This is a genomic window from Bradyrhizobium canariense, assembly GCF_019402665.1.
Lineage (GTDB): Bacteria > Pseudomonadota > Alphaproteobacteria > Rhizobiales > Xanthobacteraceae > Bradyrhizobium > Bradyrhizobium canariense.
This window is the reverse complement of sequence record NZ_VSST01000058.1, coordinates 1-26,734: the sequence shown is the minus strand read 5'-3', so window position 1 is coordinate 26,734 and position 26,734 is coordinate 1. Positions and strand designations below refer to the sequence as shown.

Sequence of the window (26,734 nt, the reverse complement as noted above, 5' to 3'; positions counted from 1 at the left end):
CGATGCCGACCAGCAATTCACCCCTCTGCGCGGATGACCACCGGTACGATCATCCTCTCTCGCTCCAGTCCATCATGGGCAAGTTTGAGCTACTTTCAGGAAGTGTCCTCGGACGTCGTACTATCTCACATACGTTCGAACCAACGAGACAGCCGCACAAGTGCAAATCAGGACCTGCAACCATCTCAAACTGCTATTTGAGGCTGTGGCCTGCACGGTCGACGGGTCGGCCGATCCGCGCACAACATGAGAACCGAAACGCCAGCGCTGAAGCCAATCGACCCCGCGGGATGCTAAAGGGCGCTGTCAGCGGCTGGCGCGCCTACAGCCGATAGCTCTGAATTCTGAATGATGGTGACATTAACCACAGATTGTTACCACAGAGTAGGATGAAGGCCGGCGACCGGAATCAAAGGCGGTGCGCGTCCGCTTTATGAGCCAATCAGCTCGTGGGCCGCACCGCACAGCAATCCGGTGCCCAGACCACACCTGAGCCGCAGAAGCCGTTCGCATTCGAGCCGATCCGGACGGCCAGCAGAAGTTGTGGCGACGCATCGGGCAGCATATTTCCGGTTCGATGCGCCGCTGAATTCACCCGCCGGCTCGCGCGCGATCACGGTTGGTGTCTCGAGGAGCCTGTGCGGCCATCCGGCTAGCGCCGCTTCGGCTTTCCCGCCGTCATCTGCCTGGCGCCGCAGCTTACGCTGGGCAGAACCTCGCTTTTATGGCAGTGTCGATGTGGCCACAGAGCGCAACACAGTACCTCCTCACCGGACATTGGTCACGTGGAGACTTCGGGGTTGAACCCAGTGTTTTGGGTTGATGCGCATGGACAGCAGATTCCAAGTGCTATGGGAGGACGATGACCGCATCTTTTGCCGGCCATTGCGTCCGGCTTCCGATGGCGCCTGCAGAACTGTATTGGCCGTACTTCCCAAGGCGAAACACGCTTCGTCCGGCCTCCTCGATCGTCTTGATCACGAGTTTGCGCTGAAAGACCAATTAGATGAGACTTGGGCAATGCGGCCGCTCGGGCTGGAGTGCGATGGTGACCGTCCAGTGCTTCTGCTCGAGGATCCTGGTGGCCAGCCGCTCGAACAGTTGCTTGGTGCGCCCATGGACATCGGACGCTTTCTGCAGCTCGCGATCGGCATCGCCGCAGCCCTGAACAAGGTGCACCAACGCGGCCTCGTCCACAAGGACGTGAAGCCGGCGCATATTATAGTGAACTGCGAGGACGGACGGGTCCGGTTCACCGGGTTCGGTATCGCCTCGCGCCTCGCCCGCGAGCGACGCGCCCCTGGGCCGCCGGAATTCATCGTGGGCACGCTGCCCTACATGGCGCCCGAACAGACCGGATGGATGAACCGCTCGATCGATTTCCGCAGTGACCTCTATTCACTTGGCGTTACGCTCTATCAGATGCTGACCGGCTCGTTGCCGTTCTCAGCGGCACATTCCATGGAGTGGGTGCATTGCCACATTGCGCGAAAGCCAGTGGCGCCCGGCGAGCGGGTAAGCACTGTACCGGCTGCAATCTCGACCATAGTCCTCAAGCTGCTCGCCAAATCCGCCGAGCAACGCTACCAGAGCGCTTCAGGCCTCGAACATGATCTACGCCGCTGCCTGATTGAATGGGAAACCGGAGGCCGTGTCGAAGAGTTTGCGCTCGCACAATACGACACGGCCGACCGACTGCGGATCCCTGAGAAGCTCTACGGGCGGGACCGCGAGATTGAAGCCATGCTGGCCGCCTTTGACCGGATGATCAAGAGCGGCGCGCCGGAATTGATGCTGGTTACCGGCTATTCCGGCGTTGGTAAATCCTCGGTAGTCAATGAGCTCCATCGTCGCCTTGTTCCGTCCCACGGGCTGTTCGCATCAGGCAAGTTCGATCAGTACAAACGCGATATTCCCTATTCAACGGTAGTGGAGGCTTTTCAGAGTCTCGTGCGGTTCCTTCTGAGCAACAACGAAGCCGAGCTGACGCACTGGCGCCAAGCGCTTCGTGGTGCGCTGGGCGCCAATGGACGACTTGTTACCGACCTGATCCCTGAATTGCGGCTGATCATCGGAGAGCAGCCACCCGTCCCTGAGCTCCCCCCGCAGCAAGCACAGAACCGCTTCCGTCTCGTGCTCCGGCGCTTCATAGGGGTATTCGCACAGTCCGAGCATCCATTGGCGTTGTTCCTCGACGATCTCCAGTGGGTCGATGCCGCCACGCTCGATCTGGTTGAGGACCTTTTAACCCGCTCCGATCTGCAATACCTGATGCTGATCGGCGCCTTTCGCGACAACGAGGTCACCGTCGCTCATCCATTGTGGTACAGGCTTGAGGCCATAAAGAGTGCTGGCGCTAACGTGCAGCAGATCATCCTAGCGCCGCTTGCCAGCTCACACATTTCGCGTTTGATTTCCGATGCTCTTCGCTGCGATTCGAAGCGTGCCGCGCCACTCGCGAAGTTGATTCACGATAAGACGGCTGGCAACCCATTCTTTGTGATTCAATTCCTTCAGGCGCTTGCCGAAGAGGGATCGGTCCGCTTCGATCATGACGCACGGTGCTGGTGCTGGGATCTCGCTCGCATTCACGTCAAGGGCCACACCGACAATGTCGTGGATCTGATGATCGCAAAGCTGACCCGCCTGCCTGCCGAGACGCAGATCACGCTGCAGCGGCTGGCCTGTCTCGGCAACATCGCCGACACGAGGACAATTTCGATCGTCCTCGGTCGCTCCGAGCAGCGGGTACACGCGGATCTGTGGGAGGCCATTCGCCAGGAATTGGTCGAGCACCGGCCAGGAGTGTATCGGTTTGTCCACGATCGAGTGCACGAAGCCGCCTACTCGCTGATTGCGGATGATCAACGTGCGGCGCTGCATTTGCGAATCGGTCGGGAGCTGCTGGCGCAGACCCCCCGGGAGAAGTGGGAGAAGGCTATTTTCGAAATCGTCAACCAGCTCAACCGTGGCGAGCCCTTGATCACCTCGCGAGACGAACGCGAGCAACTCGCAGAGCTTAATCTGACAGCCAGCCTGCGCGCGTGGGGAGCGGCGGCCTACGCGGCATCGCTCAACTATGCCGCTGCCGGTGCCGCGTTGTTACCAGACGACTGCTGGGAGCAACGCCAGCAGCTTGCCTTTGCGTTCGAGTTGCATCGCGCCGAATGCGAGTTCGTGACTGGCTCGGTCCTGGAGGCAGAACAGCGCTTGCAGGAGCTGACGACGCGAACCGCGACCGCCGCCGACCTTGCTGTCGTCGCGCGCCGCCGGGTGGATCTGTATACGGCGCTCAGTGAGCCGGACCGCGCGGTTAGCGCCGGTCTCAGCTATCTGGAACAACTCGGGATTCGATGGGTAGTCCACCCAAGCGATGATGACGTCCGACGCGAATACGAGCACGTCCGATCTCGGCTCGGGAATCGGTCGGTCGAGGAGCTATTGGATCTGCCGTTGATGAGTGATGCACTCGCACTAGCGACCATAGATCTTTTGACGGCGCTCATGCCGCCGGCGTTTTTCACTGATGCGAACCTTCGCTCGCTGGTGGCCCTAAAAGCGGTGGAGATCAGCCTCGAGTGGGGGAACAACGATGCTTCATGCGTTCCTTACGTCATGTTCGGCGCCATTGCCGGCGCGCGCTTCGGCGACTATCAGGCGGGCCTTCGATTCAGCCGTATCGGCACTGAGCTGGTCAAGCGGCGCGGATTTTCGCGTGTACACGCCAGGACCTACCTGAACTATGGCAACCTTGTCCTTTCATGGACCAAGCACCTCCAGCATGCCCGAGACGCCTTTCAGCGCGCATTTGAGGCCGCGAGCAGCAGTGGCGATGTCACGTTCGCGGTCTTCAGTTGCGCCAGCTTGAATACGAATTTCCTTGCGGCGGGCGATGCGCTTGCAGAAGCGCAGCGCGAAGCCGAGCACGGGTTGCAGTTGAGCAAGAAGGCGAAGTTTGCGTTGGTGGCCGACATCATAATGCCGCAGCTTGGGCTAATCCGTATGCTGCGCGGTCTGACGCGGCGTTTCGGCGCTCTGCACGACGACCCGTCCGACGAGCTTCGGTTCGAACGTCGTTTGGCCGCCGATCCGGCATTCGCGCTGCCCGAGAGCTGGTATTGGATCCGCAAGCTGCAAGCGTGCTTCTTTGCCGGCGACTATTCGCCGGCCGTCGACGCCGCATCGAAGGCGCGGAGACTGCCGTGGTCACCACCGCAGCTACTCGAGACGGTGGAATACGAGTTCTATGCAGCGCTATCGCACGCTGCATGCTGGAATTCGGCACACCCCGAACAACGTCAATGGCACCTTGAGGCCTTGACTGGGCACCACACGCAGCTCGATTTGTGGGCACAGAATTGCCCGGAGAATTTCGCGGACCGCGCTATTCTAACGGGCGCCGAGATCGCCCGTCTCCAAGGCAGAGAACTGGACGCGGAGCGTCTCTATGAACAAGCCATCCGCTCCGCTCGCGACAACGGCTTCGTCCACCACGAGGCGATCGCTTATGAATTGGCCGCGCGGTTTTACGGCGCGCGTGGTTTCGAAGAATTTGCTGGCATCTATTTGCGGAGAGCGCGCGACTGCTATGTTCGTTGGGGGGCAGACGGCAAAGTGCGGCAACTTGAGGATATGCACCCGCACCTCAGGGAGGCGAGATCAGAGCCAGGCCCGATGAGCACGATTGGAGCGCCGATCGAGCATCTCGACCTCGCCACTGTCATCAAGGTGTCGGAAGCGGTGTCAGGTGAGATGGTGCTGGAGACGCTTATCGAGACGCTCATGCGCACTGCCATCGAACAAGCAGGGGCTGAACGCGGTCTGCTGATCCTGTCGCACGACACCGAGCCGCGCATTGAAGCGGAAGCCACGACAACCGGCGATAAAGTTACTGTTGAACTGCGCAATACAGCGGTGACCGCGGATCTCCTTCCCGAATCCGTTCTCCATTACGTACTGCGAACCAGAGAGTGCGCGGTTCTCGGGGATGCCACGGTCCAGCCTCCCTTTGCCACGGACCCCTACGTTAATCAGCGCAACGCTCGTTCCATTCTCTGCATGCCCCTGATCAACCGTGCGAAAGTTATCGGCGTGCTTTACCTCGAGAATACACTGACGCCCTACGTTGTTGCACCGGCGCGAATTGCGGTGCTGAAGCTGCTCGCCTCACAGGCAGCAATCGCGCTGGAAAATGCGGCTTTGTACCGCGATCTCGAAGAACGGGAAGCGAAAATCCGACGCCTTGTCGATGCCAACATCATCGGAATCATCATCTGGGAGCTTGAAGGTTCGATTCTGGAGGCCAACGATGCGTTTCTCAGCATCGTGGGATACGACCGTGAGGATCTCGTCTCGGGCCGCCTGCGCTGGACTGACCTGACGCCGCCTGAATGGCTCGACCGCCACGAGCGATGGTGGATCCCGGAACTAAAAAAGATGGGTAGCGTGCAGCCGTTCGAGAAAGAGTATTTCCGCAAGGACGGAAGCCGCGTGTCGGTGTTGATCGGCATGGCTGCGTTCGACGAACAACGAGACCAGGGCGTCTCCTTTGTCGTTGACCTGACGGAGCGCAAACGATCGGAAGTGGCTCTGCAGGAGAGCGAGGAGCGTTTCCGGACTCTCGTACAGTTCTCTTTCGACGTGTACTGGGAATCCGATGCGCGGCATCGTTTCATTCGCCAGGAATTCGCCGAAGGCATGGTCGACGCACCCGCGTCGGGCTCTGAACTTGGTAAGACGCGCTGGGAAGTGCCCTACTTGGAGCCCGACGAGGAGGCTTGGCGCAAGCATCGGGAGACGCTCGATGCCCACCTTCCGTTCCGCGATTTCGAGCTCGCGCGCCCTACGCCCGATGGCGGCAAGCGCTACGTGTCCGTCTCCGGGCTGCCGGTGCTCGACAAGTCCGGGCGCTTCATCGGTTATCGCGGCGTTGGACGGCACATCACCGAACAGAAGCGGGCCGCAGAGGCGCTGCGCGAGATACAGAAGGAGCTTGCGCACGCTAACCGCCTCGCCACCATGGGCGAACTCACGGCCTCGATCGCGCATGAAGTGAGCCAGCCGATTGCCGCGGCATCCATGAATGCTGGTGCGGCCGCGCGATTCCTGGAGAGAAATCCGCCGGATCTTGAGAGGGTCAGGGAATCACTGGACTGGCTTATGAACGATACCGCTCGGGCCAGCGACATCATCCAACGAATTCGCGATCTCGTCAAAAAAGCACCGCCCCGGAAGGATCGCTTGGACATCAATGAGGCGATCAGGGACGTTATTGAGCTTACCCGCGGCGAAGCGATGAAGAACGGCATCTCGGTGCAGACGGAATTTGCAGACAGCTTGCCGCTTGTCGAGGGCGACCGCGTCCAATTGCAACAAGTGGTTCTCAACCTGATTGTCAACGCTGTCCAGGCAATCGGCACGGTCGCGAATGGAGCCAACAAAGTGCTGATCACCACCGCGCAGGCTGCACCGAACGGTGTTCTCGTCGAGGTGAAGGACTCGGGACCGGGGATGAGCTCTGAAACCTTCGAGCACGCCTTCGCGCCCTTCTACACGACGAAGCCCAGCGGTTTGGGGGTGGGACTGTCGATCTGTCGTTCGATTATCGAAGCGCATGCCGGACGCTTGTGGGTGACGCGCAACCAGCCCCACGGCGCAATTTTTCACTTCACCGTACCGGCCCACCCTGCCGACGCTTCTTAATTATGGCCGGATTGCCGGTTCCAACTTCGAGCACGCACCTCGCGCTTTGCGATCGAGAAGATCAAGTCGATCACAGCCCTGCCGATCCCGGCTGCCGCGGCGGGGATTAAATCACCAAGCTGTCGCAGAACGGTCGAGGGATCACGAGGCGACTGGGCAAAGCGGCTTGTCCGTTTTGCCCGCCCTCGTATCCTATTCTACGACGAGCGCGCAATCGACCTGTACCGTTGAATCTGCACACCGTTGCGCGAAGATGCAGAAACAAAGGAAAAGCATAAGTCGCACTGCTATCCGGGGCACGATCGCAAAAAACGTCGCACGAGATCCGCTTGTTCTCGTCGACCCCATCCGTCTTGGCGCACCAGGGCTCGAACCTGGGACCCGCTGATTAAGAGGCATATGATTTGCTTGGAAGATCAATGCACATTCCGACAACTTCACCGCCAGACCTACATTGGACCTACAGTGGGTTTTCTCTTTGTCGGAATGACGGGTCTCAGTTTAACCAGAGCGCGGCGGAACACGGATTTTGACTCGTCGGGGGCTCGAGTCGGGAAACCGCTATCGCTTTTCCCCAACATGACTCAAATCTGCGATATTTCCTGCGATCGGCCGCCAAACTCAGAAGCATGTCGAACGGGTAAGTTCAATGTTGCAAGCGCAACTGGAGACCGACTATTGCTGATGATGGCCATTTGAACCGCGATTGGCGCGCACGGGGCCTGAGAGGCTAGCTTTCCAAAATTGCGACCGCTCGCGTCCATCCTGCAGAGGCTCGCTCAATTTTCACGGGGAAGCATGACACCTTGAAGCCGGTCGACGGCAGCAATTCGAGATTGTGCAGCTTCTCGAGATGGCAGTAGCCGATATGGCGGCCGGCCTTGTGGCCTTCCCAGATCAGGCTGGCGTCCCTCGTCTCGGCGTATTTCTTCGCGGTATGAAGGAACGGCGCGTCCCAGCTCCAGCCGTCGATACCGGTTAGCCGCACACCGCGCTCGAGCAGGTACATGGTTGCTTCATAGCCCATCCCGCAGCCCGACGTGACGTAGTCCTGCCGGCCATATTTGACACCGGCGCTGGTGTTGACCACGACGATCTCCAACGGCTTCAGCTCATGGCCGATGCGCTTGAGCTCGGCCTCGACATCTTTGGCGGTTGCGACATAGCCGTCGGGCAGATGCCGGAAGTCGAGCTTCACGCCGGGCTGGAAGCACCATTCCAGCGGCACCTCGTCGATGGTCCAGGAACGCTCGCCGCGATTCATGGTCGGATGAAAATGCCAGGGTGCGTCGAGATGCGTGCCGTTGTGGGTCGAGAGACTGACCTGTTCCACCGCCCAACCCTGCCCGTCGGGCAGATCCTCGGCCTTCAACCCGTCGAAGAACTGCAGCATGCGCGGCAGGCCCTGCTGGTGGTCGATATACTGGATCGTCGGATGATTGCCGGGTGGGTCGGCCGGCACGTCGTTCTGGAGGGGGACGGAGATGTCGATCAGCTTGCTCGTCATGGCGCTTCCTCGTTGATTGTTCTCGTTGGGACCGTCAGGCGTCCCTTCAGATTACTTGTCGCTCGACGCGGTTGTTCAAAATACCGATCTTCTCGACCTCGAGCTCGATCGTATCGCCATGCTCGAGAAACCAGCCGAGCTCGAGGCCGCAGCCATTGCCGACCGTGCCGGAGCCGATGAATTCGCCGGGCATCAGCGTCTCGTCCTGCGTGACATGGGCGATGATCTCCTCGAAGGAAAACAGCATGCCCTCGCTCACGCCTTTCGAGCGGGTCTCGCCGTTGACGCGCGTTTCCATCTTCAAATGATAGGGATCACCGATCTCGTCCGGTGTCACGATCCAGGGACCCATCACGTTGCCGCCGTCGAAGCTCTTGCCCTTGGCCGGGCCGAGCCGTCCCTCCATCTCGATGCGCTGCGCGTCACGCGCGGAGAAATCGTTGAAGATGGTGTAGCCGAAGATGTGGTCCTTCGCCTTCGCGGCGGAGATGTTCGCGCCCTTGTTCCTGGTGATGATCCCGAATTCGAGCTCGTAGTCCATGACCTTGCTGTAGCGCGGCCATTTCACCGTGGTGTTGGTGCCCCGGACGCTGAAGCGGTTGGTGATGTAGAAGATCGGCTGCTTGCGATAGACCTCGGGCAGCTCGCCGAGCGGCTCGGCGTCGATGTGCGCGAGTTCGGCCATGTCACCCTTGGCGCGCGCGGCAAGCTTCCGCTGCCCGCGCGGCGCTTGCAGGATGTGCAGGGGAAAGGACATGCCGTCGCGCATCTGCCGCGGCTCCGGCACCGGCGCGAGGATGTCGACCGCACTGACTGCCGCCGACAGCGTCGCGTCCGAGCCGTGCTTGTCGAGCAGGGCCCTGGCCCGATCGAGCGCGTGGGGCCCGGCGTCGATCAGCGCCAACATCGAGCCGAAGGCCGGATCGGTCTGGCCGTCCCGCGCGGCGGCGGCGGCGAGGTCGAACAGCTGGCTGTCATTATCGTGGACGGTTCCGATCTTCTCCTGACCGGCAGATCTGAATGTTGCGAGCTTCACCTTGGGGACCCCTTGCTATCGTTTGAAATATATGATCCGATAAAATATCGATAAACAAGCCTTAAAAATACAAATTGGGGAGAGCGCGGTGGAGCGAACGTGGACGAAGGCGATGTTGGGTCTCGCGCTCGCAGTTGGAGTGTCTGTTGCCTGGACGGCACCCGCGCTTGCGCAGGGCAAGATCCAGATCGGCTGCACTGCGACCTCCGACTGCGCCTCGGCCATGGTGGCTGTCGACGAAGGCATTTTCAAAAAGCACGGGCTGGATGTCGAGATGACGCCGATTGCGATCAACTCCAACATCCCGGCGGCAATCCTGTCGAACTCGATTCAGGTCGGCGGCCCCACCTCCACCGTCTTCCTCCAGGCCGTCGACGGCGGCCTCGACCTCGTCGCGATCGCCGGCGCCTCGGTCATGAACCCGACCTCGAACACCGCGATCGCCGCCTTCGTCCGCAACGGCATCACCATCAAGGAGCCGAAGGATTTCATCGGCAAGAAGGTTGGCGCGCCCGGCCTCAACGCCTTTCTCCACGTGCTGTTCGTGAAATGGCTGGTGGAGAAAGGCGTCCCGCCCAGAAGCGTCAATTTCGTCGAAGTCACCTTCCCGACCATGGCCGACATCATCAAGTCAGGCGGCGTCGATGCGGTGCTCACTGCCGAGCCGTTCGTCACGCGCATGACCGATGCGGGGATCGGTTCGGTCGGCGCGCGGTACGGCGCGGAGCTCGGCCGCACCGACCCGATCATTTTCTATGCCGCGGGGCGCGACTGGGCCGAGAAGAATATGGCGACGGTGAAGAAGTTCCGCGAAGCCATCGCGGAGGCCGCCGCAATCGTCAATAGCGATCGCGAGAAGGCCTCCGCCTCGATCGCCAAGTTCACGAAGCAGCCACTCGAGTTCGTCAAGGCGACACCGCCGAACCAGTCCGAGCCGAATCTCAAGCCGGAAAACCTCGCCTGGTGGATCGGTGTGATGTCGTCGCAGAAGATGCTGCAGTCGAAGCTCGACACCGCCAAACTGGTGCTAAACTGAGGACATCGGCGATGCCTGCCCCCGAGCGCACTCTCGAACGTCCTCCGGGTGAGGCCGGCACCTTGAGCGAGCGCGCCGCAAACCTCATCGAGCAGGACATCCTTTCCGGGGATCTCGCACCGGGATCGCGGCTCGGCATCGTCGATCTCGTGCAGCGCTACGAGATCGGCGCCACCCCCCTGCGCGAAGGCCTGTCCCGGCTGATGTCACGCGGCCTGATCGTCGGCATCGGCCAGCGCGGTTTTCGTGTCGCCGAGGTCAGCCATGACGATCTCGCCGACATCACCTGCATGCGGACGGCGGTCGAAATCGAGGCCGTCAGGCTCGCCATCCTCCACGGCGACGTCGCCTGGGAGGCCGGCATCGTCAGCGCGCTGCATCAGATGCGCCGGCATATCGAGCGCACCGGCAATGAATTCCGCGAGGGTGCGGCCGATTTCGATCGGCTGCACAAGGGCTTTCACACCGCGCTGCTCGCGGCCTGCGGCTCGCGGCGCATACTGACCGCCCATTCCGACCTCTACGATCAGGCCTATCGCTACCGCCGCATGATGATGCGTGCCATCGACAGCGGCGAGGAATTCATACGGAGTCATCAGATGCTCGCCGACCGCGTGCTCGCCCGCGATCTTGCCGCCGCGCAAGCGATGCTGGCCGCGCATCTGCACTCGACCATCAATTTCGTCTATCCGGCGACAAGCGGGGAGCAATCATGAGTGTCGTTGCCAGGCTCGACGAGGCGCGCGCGACGCGACGGCAAAAGGCGCTGATCGCGTTCAACACCGCGACACTGCAGCTCGGCGGCAAGACCATCATCGAGAATCTTGATCTGGAGGTGCGGCCGGGCGAATTCCTCTGCATTGTCGGCGCCTCCGGCTGCGGCAAGACCACAGCGCTGCGGCTCGCCGCGGGCCTCTACAGCCCTACGAGCGGCGCCGTGACCTTCGACGGCGAACCGATCACCGGGCCGCGCCGCGAGGTCGCGATCGTATTCCAGGATTACGGCAAGGCGCTGCTGCCGTGGCGGACCGCGGCCGGCAACATCTCGTTGGCGCTCGAAGCCTCCGGTGTTCCGGCACGCGAGCGCAGCTCGCGCATCGCGGCGCTGCTGCGCAAGATCGGCTTGTCCGATCACGCTGACAAATATCCGACCGAAATGTCGGGCGGCATGCAGCAGCGCCTGCAGATCGCGCGCTGCCTTGCGCAGGAGCCGACGACGCTGCTGATGGACGAACCGTTCGGCGCGCTGGATGCGATGACGCGCCAGGGTCTGCAGGACGAGGTCCTGTCGCTGACGCAAATGAGCCAAACGACCGTGATCTTCGTGACCCACGATCTCGAGGAGGCGATCTACCTCGGCGACCGCGTCATCGGCCTCCTGCCGCATCCGGGCCGGATCGGCATCGAGCTCGACGTCGACCTGCCGCGCCCTCGCGACCAGTTGGCCACTCGCGAGCATCCGGAATTCCTGCGGCTGCGCCGGCAATTGTTCGACTTCATCAAGGCGACCGAACATTGAGCCTCGACCGCGCCAGACCCTTGCTGTTGCCGCTGACGCTGATGCTTGCGTTCGAGCTCTGGGCGCGCTTCACCCACCTGCAGAGCGACAGCCTCGCCCCGCCCAGCGCGATCTTCGCGGCGCTGACCGCGGCGCTTACTGATCTGTCGATTCCGACCGCGACCCGCGACACACTGTTCGCCGCCTTCTCCGGACTGGCGATCGGCAGTGCCATCGGGCTTTCACTCGGCATTGCCTTCGGCATCTCGCGGCCGCTCGACCGGTTGATGGAGGTAACGGTCGAGGCGATCCGCCCAATTCCCTCGATCGCGCTGCTGCCGATCACGCTGATCGCGCTCGGCTTCGGCTACCGGATGGAGATCGTGATCGTGGCGTTCGCCTGCATCTGGCCGATGCTGATCATGACGCGCAGCGCCGTGCGCGGCATCGAGCCGCGATTGATGGAAGTGTCACGGGCTTTGCGGCTGGGTGCGGCGCAACGGATCGCGAAGATCGTGATCCCGGCCGCGCTGCCGCGGATCTTCGTCGCCTTTCGTCTGTCGGCCGGTATCGCGCTGATCGTCGCTGTCACCGTCGAGATCGCCATCAATCCGATCGGCCTGGGCGCCGGCATCATGCTGGCGCAGCAGGCGCTACGCGCCGACCTGATGCTCGCCTATCTGCTTTGGATCGGCGTGATCGGCTACGCGCTGAACCTCCTTTTGATTGCGGCCCAGCGCCGGCTGTTCGGCCGTGCCGCGCTCACCGGAGACAATCCATGAGCCGCGCTGCGATCCTCTGGCGTATCGCAAGCATCCTCGTCGCGGCCGGCTTCATCGCAGCCTGGCAGCTCGTCGCCGATCTGCGGCTGGTCTCACCGGTGTTCCTGCCGGGTCCGGACCGAGCCTGGGCTGCCCTGGTGCGCGGCTTTTCGAGCGGCGATCTCGCAAGCAAACTCATCGGCACGCTCGAACACATGGCCTATGGCTGGCTCGCCGCCTCGATCGCCGGCATCGCGCTCGGCGCGCTGATCGGATCGTCAAGGATGATGCGCGCCTATGTGGCGCCGTCCCTGGAATTTTTGCGGCCCCTGCCGGTCTCCGCGATCATTCCGGTCGCGATCGCGATGCTCGGGCTGACGCAAGGCATGGCGCTGTTCGTCATCGCCTTCGGCGCGATCTGGCCGATCATGCTCGCAACCATACACGGCTTTGCCGCGGTCGAGCCCCGGCTCTATGAGGTCGCCCGCTCGCTGCAGATGTCGCGCGGCGCCGTCATCGGCAAGATCGCCCTGCCCTCGGCATTGCCCGACATCCTCGCGGGCATGCGGCTCAGCCTGACGGTCGCGCTGATCCTCTCGGTGGTCTGCGAGATCCTAGCCGGACTCGACGGCCTTGGCCAGTGGGTCTTGCTCTCGGCACGTGCGTTCCGATCCGCCGACCTGTTCGCCGGCGTCATTCTGCTCGGTGTGACCGGATATTTGACATCCATTGCAGTGTCGCTCGTCGAGCAGCGAATGCTCGCTTGGCAGAGTACAGCCCGATAGCGTGGCGATCCATCGCCAGACAAAAATGGCCCGCGCGATGCGGGCCATTCCAACAATTGAGCCGCGAGGGCTGCATTGAACTTTCGATGGATTTTCTCTTGGGTGGGAACGACGAGGCTTAGTTTCGCGGGAGCGGAGTCGATTAGTCATTGTTTGTGATCGAAACCGAGCCGCGAGCTGAAATCAGACACCCCACCGCAGAGCTGCCGTCTGCACAGGGGCATCCCATAATTTCGTCGACTTGCTATCGAGCACAGATACGGTGATCGAGACACCAGCCATGTCGAGGGATGTGACGTAGGAACCGGTCAGGTAGCGCGCCACTGCCACCCCCGCGCTGTCCAGAATCCGCTTTGCGGCATTGACCATCAGATAGAGCTCGATCAGAGGCGTCGCGCCAAACCCGTTGACGAGAAGCAGCACTTCACTCCCCTTGCCGGGCGCAAGATCGTTCAGGATCGCATCGAGCAGCTCGGCGGCAATCGCATCGGCGGACGCCAGCGTCACCCTGCGCCGGCCGGGCTCACCATGAATGCCGACGCCCATTTCCATTTCATTGTCGGCCAATGCGAAGTTCGGCCGCCCTACAGCCGGCACGGTGCATGGCAACAGCGCCACCCCCATCGAGCGCGTGCGCCGGTTGACCTCTTCGCCGAGCGCCGTGAGAGCGGCAAGCGGCATTCCGGTCTCGGCCGCAGCGCCGACCATTTTTTCCACGATCAATGTCCCCGCGACGCCGCGACGTCCGGTCGTATAGGTCGATTTCTCCACCGCCACGTCGTCGTTAGTCACCACGCTCGCAACTTCCCGCCCGGCCATCTCGGCTGCCATGGTGAAATTCATCACGTCACCTTCGTAGTTCTTGACGATGAAAAGCACGCCTGCGCCCGTGTCGACGGCTTCCGCGGCCTCGATCATCTGGTCTGGCGTCGGCGAGGTGAAGACTTGACCGGGGCAAGCGGCATCGAGCATGCCGAGGCCGACAAAGCCCGCATGCAGCGGCTCATGTCCCGAGCCGCCACCCGAAATCAGCGCGACCTTGCCTGGCTTCAACGTGCGGCGCCGGACGAATTTGCGCTCGGCACCAAGAAGCAGGATACCCGCATGAGCCGCCGCGAAACCGTCCAGACTTTCTTCGAGTATCGTATCGGTGCTGTTGATCAGCTTTTTCATGAACGTCCTCCGATCTCGTCTAAAGTTCAAATCAATGGCTCAACCCACACTTTCGGCATAGCGCGCGAGTTGCGCGGCGAAATCCATAATCAGCTGTTCGAGCGCACGGTTCTTCTTGTCGTCGCCGAGGTCGGGTACGGTCATCGAGACAATGCGGGTGCGCGCCTCGCGGTGGGGTGCGCGCAGCCGGCCGGGATGCGCGCGTCCATAGGCTTTGAGGAACGCCGCGCGCTCAGTGCCGGACAGATGGCAGACTTCGAAGATGATCGCGACATGCTTCGCCGGAATAGGAACCAGATAGGCCGGATTGGTGATCTGGGTCACGAAGGAGCGATTCTTGCCCAACGCCGCCGCCAGCTTCAGCCGCGTCCCCGAGGGCCTGTTGTCGAGCACCCGTCGCAGGATGGCCTTGTAATCCACCACATTGCTGTCACCGGGCGCGCGGGTATCCTCGCCTGCTTCATCCGTCATGAACGCACCTTTGCGATTGCGGCTTTGAGCCGCGCGACGGCAATCGGCGACACCGAGAGAATTGTCAACCCGGTGGCGATCAGCGCCGCGGTCAGGCGCGTATCGGCCGCGGCGTCACCACAGAGTGAGACCTCCACGCCACGCTTTCGTCCGGCCTCGACAGTCCGAGAGATCAGCGCCAGCGCCGCTCTGGACACCCGAGGTGATCGACACGATGTCGTTGGTGCCGGTGATCGTGACCGTCACCGTCTGGGTGGCTGTCGAGCCGTGACCATCATTGATCGTCACCACGAAACTCTCGGCGACGGTTTTGCCTGCAGCGAGGTACTGCGCAGCCGCGTTATTCAAATTGTAGTGCCACTGCACCGCGCCGCTGGCAGCATTGGCCGCCTCGTTCACAGGGTCGAGCGAGAAAGTGCCGAGTGAAGTGGTGTTAGAAGAAGCTGCTGCGAACGAGGCCGAATGCGTGTCGCTGAGATCGGCGTCGTTGAAACTGATAGTGCCGGCCGCGCTCTGCGAATCCGAGACACCGGGTGTGGCATTCGCGTCTTCGACCACCGAGCCGCTCTGCGGACTCGATGTGATGAAGACCGAGTCGTTTGCCCATTGAACTGGAGTGTCACGGTCGCCCAACTGAGCGTGCCATTGCCCAGCTGGATCGCGTAGGTGAACGTGTCAGTCAGCGTTTGCCCGGTCGCCAGCGCCTGAAGCTGAACGTTGATGTCGCCCTTGTCGTAATGCACGGTGCCGTCCGCTTCGATCCAGATGCGTGCACCGAGGGCGCTGCGGTCACCGGTTGCGGCCATTCCGGCGGCATCGCTGCTGTACGCTACATCTTTGACCAGTAAGTCCGCTGGTGCGTAGTTTTTGGTGGACGCGGAGGAGCTCGTTCCATCGTCCAGGGAGAACAGCGTCTTGGCCGCGCCCCCAAGATCATTTGCCAGCACGTTCAAGATGAGAATGTTGCTGGCGTCTTCCGCAAACGAGAAAATGTCCGTGTTGGCTTGCGGAGTATTGCCGAACGAAACCGTGCTGCCGCCGCCCGTTGCCTGCGTCGCCATAGCTTAAATCCTCTGGGTGATGCGCCGTCCGCATTCACGGACCCGCACAAATTGCACAATGGCGCGGGGATGATCGGCCGTTGCCTTGCCTATGCTGAAGAACGATGCCGAGCTGCTCAGCATGCCTATCTTCCTGCTCAGCGCTTCGTGCCGCTCAAGCCTGTTTAGGGCTAGAGTCGCTCCGAGCTTGCGAGCGAATGTCGTGTGCACGGTCGCGCGCCTGACAGCCGCCATGATTGCAAACCGCAAACTTGGCTGGATCGAAAAATCGAAGATTGACGGAGACGAATTCGAAATTTCCCGAGCCCGAGTGAACATTGCTACAAAATGCGTGCACGTCATTCGCAACCTCGCCTGCCAATGCAGAGCAGAGAGCGTCGCCGCAAAATCAATTCGCGCAAATTGGTAGCGCTCGCTCGAACGGCGATAGGTCCGCCCACCGCAGCTCCATCAACTGCTGCCAAGTTACGCGAAAGATCTAGCGGTATCCCCCCTTGCCCATCGTGGCCGGTGCTTGGCCGCCACGTTTGGCAATTATTGATTTTGCAATATTCCCCACTTCAGAAGCGACCACCGTGGCCAAGAAGCGTCACGATCATCCACTTCCCGTTTAAATCAAACCTATTTTCAATTAGAGCGCCCGTCTGTTTATTTATTTATACGCCGCATTTAATGATTAATGCATCAAAATCAAGAAGAAGGAGGCTCTTGCGCCACTCCTTGCGAGACGCCTCCGGAATTCTACGGCTTTTACCCAGATGCACTCCGTCCGCGAGATGGTCATTGCTTCGCGTAGATCGACAGTCGCAGGGAGCCAACTGGAGCCAAACTCAGCCCTACCCGCGAAGACGAGGCATGAAAGCAATAGCCTCGCAATGCGTCGCGCGTGATTATTAACTTACGCACCCGACGCGATCCAGGTCCGCCCGCCGTGACGTGGCGAACTTGGCTTTCAATGTGATGCTGGTCATCGTCATGGGGGGCAGTAGCCATCCTTGTCGCCCGGCGCACGTTCCAGAGTGTGGGACCATCGCGGGACTCAAGGGTGGTGCGCTCCAAGAGCGAAGCGCGTAGCCAAACCGCTGACGCAACCCAACTGCAGGGTTATTGGCTCGGTAGCCGGGGCACGTGGCCTGGCGGGCGGAGAGAAGAGCCCTCAGTTGGGATTTCTGACATTGCGACGCTCGCGCATGAAGCTTCGCATCTCGTGCTGCCGTCCCGCGCAGTTTCTCGTTCGCTTTACCGCGCAGCGGGGGCCGGCGAGCAAGCATTCGAAATCCATGTGAAGCTTAAACCGAAAGCAGTTCCCGGTCGGCTTACAAATGGAACCAAATTGACCGCCATTAAATGAGAAATTTGATTATGTCATATAATCATGATGACTCCATCGCAAAAATGAAAAATATGTTTGGGGAAAACATGGGAGGTTGAAATGGAAGCTGCCCGCCGCCTGCGTGCAATGGCGCTGCTGTGCCGACAGACCGCCGCACTCCAACCTGAGAGAAGCTGGAAACTGCTTGCAGAGGCAGAGTACTGGGAGCATCTGGCGGCTGCGGCTTCAGCTCATTGAGCTTCGGTCGAGTGTTCTTTCTTTCGCTTTCGTCGACTTCTTACTTCAAATCATTTTCTGAGGCATGTGATGTCGAGTACGCGTCAGATTCTTTCTAGTGCTGTTCTGAACGAACGGCACCAGGCGCTTCTGGAGGAGCTTAGAGAGGTGGAGAAGCTTCGAAGTAAGCTCCGACATGTAGAAGCAAGAACAAGAAGACGGCGTACCAAAGCGAGCGGCAGAGCAAGAGCCGTTTAGAGACCGCCGGGACCGCAGTAGCGAGCGTCGGTGACGACGTCGCTGCGACATGTCGGCAACCAGCCAGGCCGGGGTGCCCCACAATGCTCGAACTAACTCGGCGGCGAGACCGGCCATCTATTCAGGGCCGCGCGTTAGCTCCGACCTTCATTCGACGTTGCACTTCGGAACACAGCAACGAGTCGATCGCCTTGCCAAAGCTCAACGTCGTGCTCGTCATGCATTTGCTCGGCTCGGCGTCTCGCCGTCTGCTCATCAATGCAGTCGAGCTTTGCGGCGCAGATCACTTGCCGGCTGCCGTCCACCACGAACACCTTGTACCGCATAATGCAGTCCGATCCCAAAGGCGACCGTCATCGTACTCGAATGTCCGTCTAAGGCGGTGCCAAACTAGGTGTGGCGCACGGAATCTTTGTACGTGTGGCAGTTCGGCTATACCAGCTCGTGGAATCCATTGATTGCGCGGCGACTGTACCTCGCATCTAAGCGAACGTAATCTCCACGCATGCCGAAGCGTGCGGCTCGAGCTTAAGAGCGAGAGGCCACCAAGCGTCATCAGCAGCACACCGAAGCAGGCCGTCCAGCTGCGCGCTTCGCCGTGCGCCTCTGCAGTGCGCGCGCCCAGCGGCATATCTTGAGGTGCGTCGGCGAGAATCTGCCCAACGTCGACTTGGCCCGGCACGGAGTGTTCGGAGGTGAGCTGGTTGGGAAGATCGACAATGGGGGCCGCCGACCCCGTGCCGAGATTGGAAGCGGCATCAGCTACCTTCATTTCGGGTACAGGCGGCTGAGATTGCTCGGGCGGTGCGGAGCGCAGCAACTCCGCGCGCGCATCAACGACCGCGCTCCACCTCGTTCCGTTCTCGTCCAAACTGGCGCTGCGGTCTTTGGCCATGCGAGCCCGAATGGGCTTCTTCACCGTCGCGATGCCCTCGGCCAGGAACCAGCATTTGCGGCGACCGTCCATTCGGTAGACCCAATGCTGTCCACCAGTGGTCGAGGTACCGGGACGCGGCACGCATTCGGCTTGCGGCGGAGAGGTTACCGTGGGTTGGGGCGTGGCAGTATTGAAGAACTCGGCAAGAGGGTTGGCAGACGCAGGCGCCGCCGATAAACCTCCGACAAGCACCAAACTGGCGAAGTATAATCGCAAATGACCGGACATCGAAAACTCCCGGGTGCGCTCCACCCCCGCTCGAACCTTAGCGGCGACAACGGCTCCCATGCGGCTTAAATCGGGCGGCGCGATGAATTAATTAATTGTACTCTTGGCTACCTGATTAATATGCCGGTCACGAGGCAGCGCGATTCATCGAGCCACCTGAGTTGTGCTGGGCCTCGCTCCCCGCGATCCGCGCCGCCGCCGCTCGGCCGATCGCCATCTTTGCGCTCGTCCCCGAGCACGAAAGCGCAACTGGGCGAGGGTGAGGTTGTGGAGGTCACGAGACGTGGCTACCCCGTGCAGCGATTTAAATACTCCGCCACGATATTACCACTGTCGCGCCTTTCTGCCTGCTACCTCTCGTATTAAATGTGGATGCAATATTTAACTGAGGGCTTGTCTGCTCCCGGATTCCCGACTTGTCTGCCTGGGCCTTCTGCCCAAGATTAGGGATGGAGCCATGAACACCGCGCATTTCAATTCGCTCTCCGTTGACGAGCTCTGGATACTTCACCAAGAGGTCGCCGCCAAACTCATTCAGAAAATGTTGGTGCAAAAAGCACATTTGGAGGAACGGCTCCACAGGATTGGACTAGCCAACGAGGCTACGCGGTTTAATCGCAAGCGCCGTCCATACCCGCCCGTTCGTCCCAAATATCGCAATCCGAAGAACCCAGCGGAGACATGGTCGGGTCGCGGCAGGCTGCCTAGATGGCTGCGGCCGCAGCTTCGAGGCGGCCGAGATTTGGACGATTTCCTGATCGGCTTCAGCCCAAAAGCGGCAGACCAATTGAGCGCCGATTGAGGCATTTTGGGATGGGAATGCTGGCGCCGGCTGCTACCCTTGGGCTCTGAGCTTTTCACATCATCGTTCAAACGCGGGTCATGACCATGCTTGGAGGCATGGCCATAGCGAGCGCACTTGCAATCTGGCTGATGGTCTCGCTGAATCGCTCGGGGGGCTCGCGGCGCAGTGAAGACATCGACGAGACTCTCAAGCCCGCGATGGCCCGCATCTAGTCGTGGTGGCCTCTGAAGTGCCGCCTAACCGCATTCCACGCTCGAAGGACTGGACGGAGGAGGATGACGAAAAGAACTCTGATTGCAACCGGCGTCATCCCGCGCTGCAGGAGTGGTGGGTCGTGATCGTCCGAGCGACCGGCCGTTTTGTTGATCGTCACCGGAGATGGAGTTCCTGCTCGCCGAGTAGGTGCCGGTCTGCGCGAGGGCAGGACAACTACAACGAACAGAACGTTCACCAGTAGCCATATTCCCACAATGAGAAGGGCAGTACGCACGAGGAACGACCATCGTTGGATCTAGAATCTGCCGAGGTTGCTCCTGCCTCATACCCGGCACGCAACCGGCAACACTGCGTTCGCGGACGGAGCGGCTTCAGCGCAGCCGGCACATTTGGCATCTCCCGATGCCACTAGGCCCTGAGCGCTTCGCGAGCGTCCAGGATCGCTCCCAGCCTAGTCGGGCGCAACACTCGCGTCTGTGCGCTTTCGAACATTCATGCCCCTTCAAATCATCCGGCGAGAGCCGGACAGGGATGGCTCATCAGCCAAGACGGCCGTCCTCAGCCCGCAATCCCTGAACAGGGGCTGGGTCATGGAGCGTGGCCAAATATCGCAGCACGATGAGCGGCGAATTTGGCGGTCCGCATAGAACCAGTATCGAGTTTCGGCAGTTGACTCCAGGTGGATCCCAACAAGCAAACTGATTTGTTCGGGCCAAGGATAAGTTTAAAAGCTAAGCCGGCACACATGAAGGACCTCCGACGACGTTTGGAAAAGGTCCGCGCTGACGCCAGAGAGTTTATGCTGATGAGTCAGCAGGCGACGGACATAGAAAAGCGCGAGCTGTTTAAGCGCTTGGCGGATGAACTCGCCTTCGAGGCTCTCGAGCTTGAGCTAATCGTCAAGAAAAATGAGCGAGCTAATCCGTGCGACCAGCACGAGGTCGTGGAGTTTAAGCCGCCCTCTCGGCGAACGCGTGGCTGATGCGGAAGAGGTCAAGCCGGCTAGATCGGCGTGCACAACGGAACTTTGCGCATGGCTCCGCCAGCGAACGCTGCTCCGCCTTCGCCGCATCGCATTGCGGTTGGGAGGGCCCAATCCGGAAGCGGTGATGTCATTGTACGCCGCCAGCAGTTCATCCATATGGTCCTTCCGTCGATTTCGAAGAACAGCGGGGTTTCAGGCAAGGCGCCTAGGCTGCGGAACTGGTCAACTATTTTTCGGCGAACCTCGATCGCAGCCCACGGACCCACCCGTAAATTTTCCAAGTGTTCGAAACGAGGCGCGCTGGTTAACTGGTGTGGGTGAGCACCGCAGCATGAAAACACCGAAACCAAAACAATGGACCGACCGCGAGGTCCAGCAATTGTCGAAGCTGGCACGGACAGGCGCTGGCGTATCGAAGATCGCAGCCGAGCTGGGCCGTCACGCAGGATCAGTGAGGCGAATGGCGCGAACGATAGGGGTATTGTTGAAGAAGTAGCCGTCGAGGAAGCTCGCGCATGCCCCGCCCGAAGGAGCGCTGCACGGCTGACCTACAGGCCGAAACCACGACTAATGTCCCGCACAAGCCTGAGCGCGGCGTCAGTATTTCGACCATGGAAGAGCGTCTGATCGAGCTGCGAAAGAATGGTCAGCCCAAATAGCGTGATGGCAATACCTCTAAACATTGTCGTGGACCGGGTTGAACGGTGCAGTGCAAGTTCAAACGGCCCCAGCCGCAGGTTGGGAGGAACAGCCGGGGCCGGTATTCCCATTCCATGTGCCGCAATCGGCGGTAATCGGCACGCACCTAGCTAGCCAAATAAAAGCTAACGAATTGTTTCGTAAGTCCCGAATTCAGAGCGAAGCGCCGCTTTGGTGTGTTGCAACGGCTCGTGCTTTGCAACGCAACATAGCGCGAGCGCCGCCCGTACTTGCACGGAGGTTGAACCAAACTTCTGTTGCATGTCGTCCATATTCGACGCCTACTTCAGATAGATTTTGTGACGATCCGATTTTTCAGACGAGGCCGGTCCATGAGCGTCAAAGCCATGATGGCGACTATCCTCAAGAACCAACTGACCTCGCGCGGAGTGCATTCGCTGACGCATTCGGACTGCGCGGAGATCGTGGAGCACTTGATCGAAAAACTCACTGAGCTTGAGCTTAGTTGGGGCGCGAGAAGTAGCCAACAACCAGAAACTGCAGTAGCGCGACGCATGATGAGTAATCGAGACTGACGGGCCTCTTCCCTTATCAACCAATCGTCGTCCCGGTCATGATGATGGTGTTCGTGGTGGTGCTCATGGTGCCCCACCTCCGTTCACCTTTTGCCCAGACGCAGCGATAGCGTTTGACGTGAGTGAGGTCGATAGAAGCAAGGTCATGGCGGGCGGCGTTACGCCCGCAAATCTACCGCAGGTCTTCAAAAATTCACGTCGATCGTCATCTTCTGTCGTAGGCATGACATCCACGTCATGGAGTTCGGACCGGCGCGGCGCCATATTATGTCGGCCACTTATCAGAATTTCAATAAGTTAAACGGATTAAATCAGTCGCTCACGACGTGTAACGAATGCAACTAATATTCTGGGTTGCGTGAATCCGAGCGTGTACCTCCTCAGCGGCGGGGGCGGTCTTGAGTATGTCCAGAGCAGTGATCCTTCGGGAACGGATGGGAGTATCGTCCTAATTAAATGGACAGCTTCTTGACGTTATTGTAACTTTCTCCGGTTTCAGCTTCGGAACTAATGTTTTGGAGCAAACTCATGCCGGAGTATCGAGCCTACATTCTCGGATCGGACGGCCACATACAGCTTCGCCTTGAACTTGATTGCGCCGACGAACCAACGGCGAGCGAACGAGCCAAGCAGCTCGTTAACCGCCAAGACGTCGAGCTTTGGGAAGGCGCGCGCAAAATCGCGACATATAGGCCAGAAGAGTAAGGTCGCCGACACCGGCGCGCTGGACCAACCCACATTTCGATTGTCGCGACGAGGATCTTGCTCATAGGGGCATAAGCGCACACTGCGCGTCATTCGTGGTCGCCGTTGCTTCGGGGGCAATCGTCTCCCGGCGCGAGTAGTCATTCGCCTCTGTGCGTGCTTGAGGCTCTGTTCTTTCATTTGCACAAGCGGCGTTGCATTCTTGGAAATGGGACGACATCTCAAGCTCAGCCAAGTGCTCCCAGTATTCTGCTTCCGCGAGGAGCTTCCATTTATTCATGCCATTGTACGCGGCTTGTTGACGACACAGCGAACCCATCGCGCGTAAGCGTCGCACCTTCTCCACTGCGGACCCCCCTTCGGCTTGTTTTTCACAAACCTGTTATTTCCGAGTGTCAGAGTTAAAGTCTCGCAGATTGAAATGACAAGCCCGGTGTTTGACTGGTTTTATGACAGCGCATTAGTCTGACTTTTGCCGCTAGCTGAGTGCAATGTCGAATGTCAGCGCCAGAGCGTCGTCCGCCTGCGCTCTGCGCAGGCATGCAATAAGGTTCGCACCAGCAGCAGTGAACTTTTGAGCGATCCTTCTTCGATTATGGTTAGCTTTTCATCACTCCGACGTTTGGTCCTTCCTTTGTCTCTCCGCATTGGACTACGAACCTGCTCGACGACCGATGCAAATTGATCAACACGACCGCTATTGCGCGAGCCTCCGAGGGCTGTCAGTTACTGCAACGTGGACACTAAGAGCCCGACACACGCAACGAGCGGTGCCGTACTCAGGGTCAAGAGCTTGCTCGGTGCGGGCTTGCAGATCGCGGTTAACAACAGCTGGTTCAGTTGGTTTCGAAGTCCCTCAGATCGAATTTGCTGGAATGCCAGTTCGCAGTGCGCTCACACCGTCTAATGGGACGTAAGCTCTGGCAGATTACGACGCGCGCAAGCAGGAGCCAGCGTGCAGCTTTAAACGTTTATGGGCGTGGATCGATCTGGAAGATGATCGACATGGATCGAACCGAGCGCTTCTTTGCCGGAATGACTGTCGTGGGCACGATCTGCCTCTGCGCCGCGTTTACGATGTGGATGCTCGTTTGAGCCGCCACTCATGCCGCCAACGGAGGCGCCCTATTTCGGTGGCTGCCATCTTGGCAAGGTCAGCCACTCGGTTATCTGAGACGTGATTTCGTTCTGCCGGGCCTTCCTAAGCAGACTGTCTCGTTTGTCCTGGCGGAAATGACCGGGCTTCATCACTTAGCTGTTGAGCTTCTAGGTCAAGCCGAGCCCCACACTTGCGAGATCGCCGCGGCATTTGCCGCGTCCCGGAAAGTGGAACTCCCTATGGTATTACCCATGCGCATTTCGCAATTGTGCAGCGGGGCGCTGGCACCTAACTCCTCAATCAGAGACAACAATTCGCCTCCGAGGCGCGTGTGGTTGGAGTTTTTCTTTTGAGATTGAGAGCTTCCGCAGCTGAATTGGACTTCGGGGCGCGAGGCGTAGGCGGATTCAAACAAAGTTCGAGTTGGCCGCCCTATGACGCTCGAAATGCGATGCGGCGGATCGTTCGAGGTAGGCCGCAGTGACGCTTCCCGGCGAAATTGGCAACCGACTTCTGGCAACACTACCGGCGGCGGACCTCGATCTGCTGGCGCCCGAGCTAGAGATGGTAGCGCTCGATCGGGATGCGGTCGTCTCGCAGGCGGGTGACCAGACCGAGCACGTCCTCTTTCCTCATAGTGGCGCCATTTCTGTGATGATCGACATGGCCAACGGACAGACGGTCGCCAGCGCCGCAATAGGGCGCGAGGGAGCAGTAGGCACTCTTTCCGTGCTGGGGCCGTCCCCTTCGGCCGTTACCGCCGTCGTTCGTGCCGCGGGCATTGCCTCGCGGATCCCCGCATCGCGATTCCACGCCGCTTTTAGCCGAAGCGCCGCGATCCGCCACGCAGTCCAGATTCATTTCAAAGCGATGCTGATACAGCTACAAATCGGCGGCGCCTGCAATGCGCTGCATCCGGCCCAAGCCCGCATGGCACGCTGGCTGCTCCATCTTCGCGACCGCGCCGACCACGACGTCCTCGCACTCACCCAAGAGGCGCTTTCGCAAATACTGGGTGTGCGACGGACGACAGTGACGCTCCTGATGCGCAACCTGCGCGCTTCCGGAGCGATCAGATCTGAACGGCGAGGAGAAATCGAGATTGACCCATCGCGGCTCGCAGCGGTGGCGTGCGAATGCCACGATACCATGCGTCTCGAAATCGAGGGGATCTTCTCTATGAATGCAGCCCGATCTCGCGCTTTGGTTCTGCCGACGCAGTAACTGAAACGGGAGATGCCGCAAACCATCGCGCCTTTCGGCGTGATAGCCCGTTATCCCGGACATGGACAATGTGGCCAATGTGCAACGGGCGCCTGGCTTCTCCACGGCAATGTCCGCAACCGAACAATCCCGCTCATGAGGTACGCGTACTATCGGCGCGCCATGTACTGGGGGCCTGTGGATGAACTTTTCAAACGAAAGATCAGACCTTATTGTCTCTTTGGGAAAGCGTGCGGCGACAGGTGTTGGCTGATCGCGCAAATGGCGGACGCTCCCGCGTTGTTGGTAACAATCTGCGCACCTATGCTGAATCGCTCCGTTCGGAAATGGATCGGCGGGAGCTCAAGTACGCCTCAATCACTTCAACTGAATGAAGCAGAGGGTCCTTTGGGGCACACAGACGATGAGAGACATGCAGGAGCAGCTGGAGAACCTCCTCAAAGACGCAGCCGACTGCAAATCGATCAGCGATCTGGCCACCGACCTGCAAAAGCGAGAGTTGTTCGCAAGGCTTGCCGATCATCTGAGCGTGTTGGCTTCCGAGGTCGAGCGTGCAATTGCTGCGACAGCCTTTGGCACCAAATTGGAGCGATAAGAGGATATGCCCCGACACCGATGATTGGGAACCAGCATGCGATGAGCGGAGGAGGCCATGACCGCGGAGCGGCCTCGCGTGCGAGTGTGCAATCGCGCGCTCGCCTGGCCACTGGTCGGAACGCCTATCTGCCCGTGCAAGGCAATCAGCTAACTTCGATCGTCAGCTGCGACCGCGGGTAGGCGTACAGCCCTGACCTTGCAGGATATCCCCGGCCAGCGCGCTTTATCACGAAGGCTGCGTCATGCTCATTCGCTATAGGACCGGCGTTGCCCTGTTTCGGCAGCCTCATTCGAGGCCAAGCAACGCCGCGCCCGCTCGATCTGGGCGCCGGTGGCCCCGTGGTTACGGGCATACATCTCAGCCAGGGCCGCCGAATACTTACCAACGTAGTATTTGACCTCTGAGCAAGAAATCCGCTCTCTCGGTCTGTGCTGGCGCGCAGCATAGGCTTCAGAGCTCAGCGTCATCAGAAGCAAGGCAGCAGCGCCAATCGCACGCGTGACAGTCATTGTCATCCCCCACAGCTACTAGGTTCGTTGCAGAGAGCAGGCCTGAATCGTCCCGATCGCGCAAATTAACACTGGGGCGCTAGTGCAACGTGTTGTGGACTGTTGCTTTCATGCCCCAGCTTCGTGAGCACCGGCCCGCCTATGCTGGCGAACCCCGTACAAATCCAGACTCGTCGACACAGATGCGCGGCAATTGACGTCCCCATGTAAGCTGCATTGCGCAACGGGACACGCCGCTCTGGTCATCTCAGGAACCCAAGGGCGCGACACGCCGGCCGGCGCCGCCGCGATCCTAACGGGCACAAACCTCTCCCGCGTCGCCTGGGGAGGACCTCACGATGCCGACCAGCAATTCA

The 26,734-nt window shown here is 60.1% G+C and carries 18 protein-coding genes; 11 read left to right on the top strand and 7 right to left on the bottom strand.

All coding sequences use genetic code 11. The annotated features are described in order from the left end of the window. The first annotated feature begins 822 nt into the window (after positions 1 to 822). Complete coding sequence (locus FXB41_RS29085) at positions 823 to 6,702, top strand: AAA family ATPase (protein WP_219684172.1); 5,880 nt, start codon at positions 823 to 825, stop codon at positions 6,700 to 6,702. 730 nt (positions 6,703 to 7,432) lie between these two features. Here the strand turns inward: FXB41_RS29085 and FXB41_RS29080 are convergent. Together FXB41_RS29080 and FXB41_RS29075 are read right to left on the bottom strand one after the other, a co-directional pair. Further along, complete coding sequence (locus tag FXB41_RS29080; protein WP_219684171.1) at positions 7,433 to 8,209, bottom strand: cyclase family protein; 777 nt, start codon at positions 8,207 to 8,209, stop codon at positions 7,433 to 7,435. A 46-nt stretch (positions 8,210 to 8,255) separates the two neighbouring features. After that, positions 8,256 to 9,245, bottom strand: coding sequence for a fumarylacetoacetate hydrolase family protein (locus FXB41_RS29075; protein ID WP_219684169.1), 990 nt, complete (start codon positions 9,243 to 9,245; stop codon positions 8,256 to 8,258). A 112-nt stretch (positions 9,246 to 9,357) separates the two neighbouring features. Between FXB41_RS29075 and FXB41_RS29070 the strand changes: the two genes are divergently transcribed. Genes FXB41_RS29070 through FXB41_RS29050 form a run of 5 tightly spaced genes read left to right on the top strand, consistent with a single transcriptional unit; the run spans position 9,358 to position 13,325 of the window. Next, positions 9,358 to 10,281, top strand: coding sequence for an ABC transporter substrate-binding protein (locus FXB41_RS29070; protein ID WP_219684176.1), 924 nt, complete (start codon positions 9,358 to 9,360; stop codon positions 10,279 to 10,281). An 11-nt stretch (positions 10,282 to 10,292) separates the two neighbouring features. Continuing rightward, on the top strand, positions 10,293 to 10,997 hold the full coding sequence (locus FXB41_RS29065) for a GntR family transcriptional regulator (protein WP_219684168.1): 705 nt from the start codon (positions 10,293 to 10,295) through the stop codon (positions 10,995 to 10,997). After that, the gene (locus FXB41_RS29060; protein ID WP_219684167.1) at positions 10,994 to 11,800 is read left to right on the top strand and encodes an ABC transporter ATP-binding protein; all 807 of its coding nucleotides are present in this window, start codon (positions 10,994 to 10,996) and stop codon (positions 11,798 to 11,800) included. The genes FXB41_RS29065 and FXB41_RS29060 overlap by 4 nt, the downstream gene beginning before the upstream one ends. Beyond that, positions 11,797 to 12,561, top strand: coding sequence for an ABC transporter permease (locus FXB41_RS29055; protein ID WP_219684166.1), 765 nt, complete (start codon positions 11,797 to 11,799; stop codon positions 12,559 to 12,561). Before FXB41_RS29060 ends, FXB41_RS29055 begins: the two co-directional genes overlap by 4 nt. Then, positions 12,558 to 13,325, top strand: a complete 768-nt coding sequence (locus FXB41_RS29050) for an ABC transporter permease (RefSeq protein ID WP_219684165.1) — start codon at positions 12,558 to 12,560, stop codon at positions 13,323 to 13,325. The genes FXB41_RS29055 and FXB41_RS29050 overlap by 4 nt, the downstream gene beginning before the upstream one ends. Positions 13,326 to 13,508: 183 nt before the next feature. On the opposite strand, the gene dhaK is transcribed toward FXB41_RS29050, so the two are convergent. From dhaK to FXB41_RS41800, 5 genes are read right to left on the bottom strand one after another with little or no spacing between them, the layout of a single operon-like run. Then, positions 13,509 to 14,498 carry a dihydroxyacetone kinase subunit DhaK gene (gene dhaK / locus FXB41_RS29045; RefSeq protein WP_219684164.1) on the bottom strand — a complete coding sequence of 330 codons (990 nt, stop codon included), beginning with the start codon at positions 14,496 to 14,498 and terminating at the stop codon, positions 13,509 to 13,511. Positions 14,499 to 14,537: 39 nt separating this feature from the next. After that, positions 14,538 to 14,969, bottom strand: a complete 432-nt coding sequence (locus FXB41_RS29040) for a hypothetical protein (protein ID WP_219684162.1) — start codon at positions 14,967 to 14,969, stop codon at positions 14,538 to 14,540. After that, positions 14,966 to 15,106: a putative PEP-binding protein gene (locus FXB41_RS29035; protein WP_311985921.1), complete on the bottom strand. Its 141-nt coding sequence runs from the start codon at positions 15,104 to 15,106 to the stop codon at positions 14,966 to 14,968. Before FXB41_RS29035 ends, FXB41_RS29040 begins: the two co-directional genes overlap by 4 nt. Further along, entirely contained in the window at positions 15,084 to 15,467 is a 384-nt protein-coding gene (locus tag FXB41_RS41070; RefSeq protein WP_311985922.1) for a VCBS domain-containing protein, read from the bottom strand. Before FXB41_RS41070 ends, FXB41_RS29035 begins: the two co-directional genes overlap by 23 nt. Beyond that, positions 15,365 to 16,030: a VCBS domain-containing protein gene (locus tag FXB41_RS41800; RefSeq protein ID WP_219684160.1), complete on the bottom strand. Its 666-nt coding sequence runs from the start codon at positions 16,028 to 16,030 to the stop codon at positions 15,365 to 15,367. The genes FXB41_RS41070 and FXB41_RS41800 overlap by 103 nt, the downstream gene beginning before the upstream one ends. A 3,429-nt stretch (positions 16,031 to 19,459) precedes the next feature. On the opposite strand from FXB41_RS41800, the gene FXB41_RS29020 reads away from it, so the two are divergent. From FXB41_RS29020 to FXB41_RS29000, 5 genes are all read left to right on the top strand, one after another. Continuing rightward, positions 19,460 to 19,804, top strand: coding sequence for an H-NS histone family protein (locus tag FXB41_RS29020; protein WP_219684159.1), 345 nt, complete (start codon positions 19,460 to 19,462; stop codon positions 19,802 to 19,804). Positions 19,805 to 20,822: 1,018 nt separating this feature from the next. Beyond that, on the top strand, positions 20,823 to 21,005 hold the full coding sequence (locus tag FXB41_RS29015) for a hypothetical protein (protein ID WP_246649309.1): 183 nt from the start codon (positions 20,823 to 20,825) through the stop codon (positions 21,003 to 21,005). Between the two features lie 1,034 nt (positions 21,006 to 22,039). Continuing rightward, positions 22,040 to 22,243, top strand: a complete 204-nt coding sequence (locus FXB41_RS29010; RefSeq protein WP_219684177.1) for a hypothetical protein — start codon at positions 22,040 to 22,042, stop codon at positions 22,241 to 22,243. Between the two features lie 2,284 nt (positions 22,244 to 24,527). After that, on the top strand, positions 24,528 to 25,271 hold the full coding sequence (locus FXB41_RS29005) for a Crp/Fnr family transcriptional regulator (RefSeq protein ID WP_219684157.1): 744 nt from the start codon (positions 24,528 to 24,530) through the stop codon (positions 25,269 to 25,271). Between the two features lie 412 nt (positions 25,272 to 25,683). Further along, positions 25,684 to 25,866, top strand: a complete 183-nt coding sequence (locus FXB41_RS29000) for a hypothetical protein (RefSeq protein WP_018458807.1) — start codon at positions 25,684 to 25,686, stop codon at positions 25,864 to 25,866. The last annotated feature ends 868 nt before the right edge of the window (positions 25,867 to 26,734 follow it).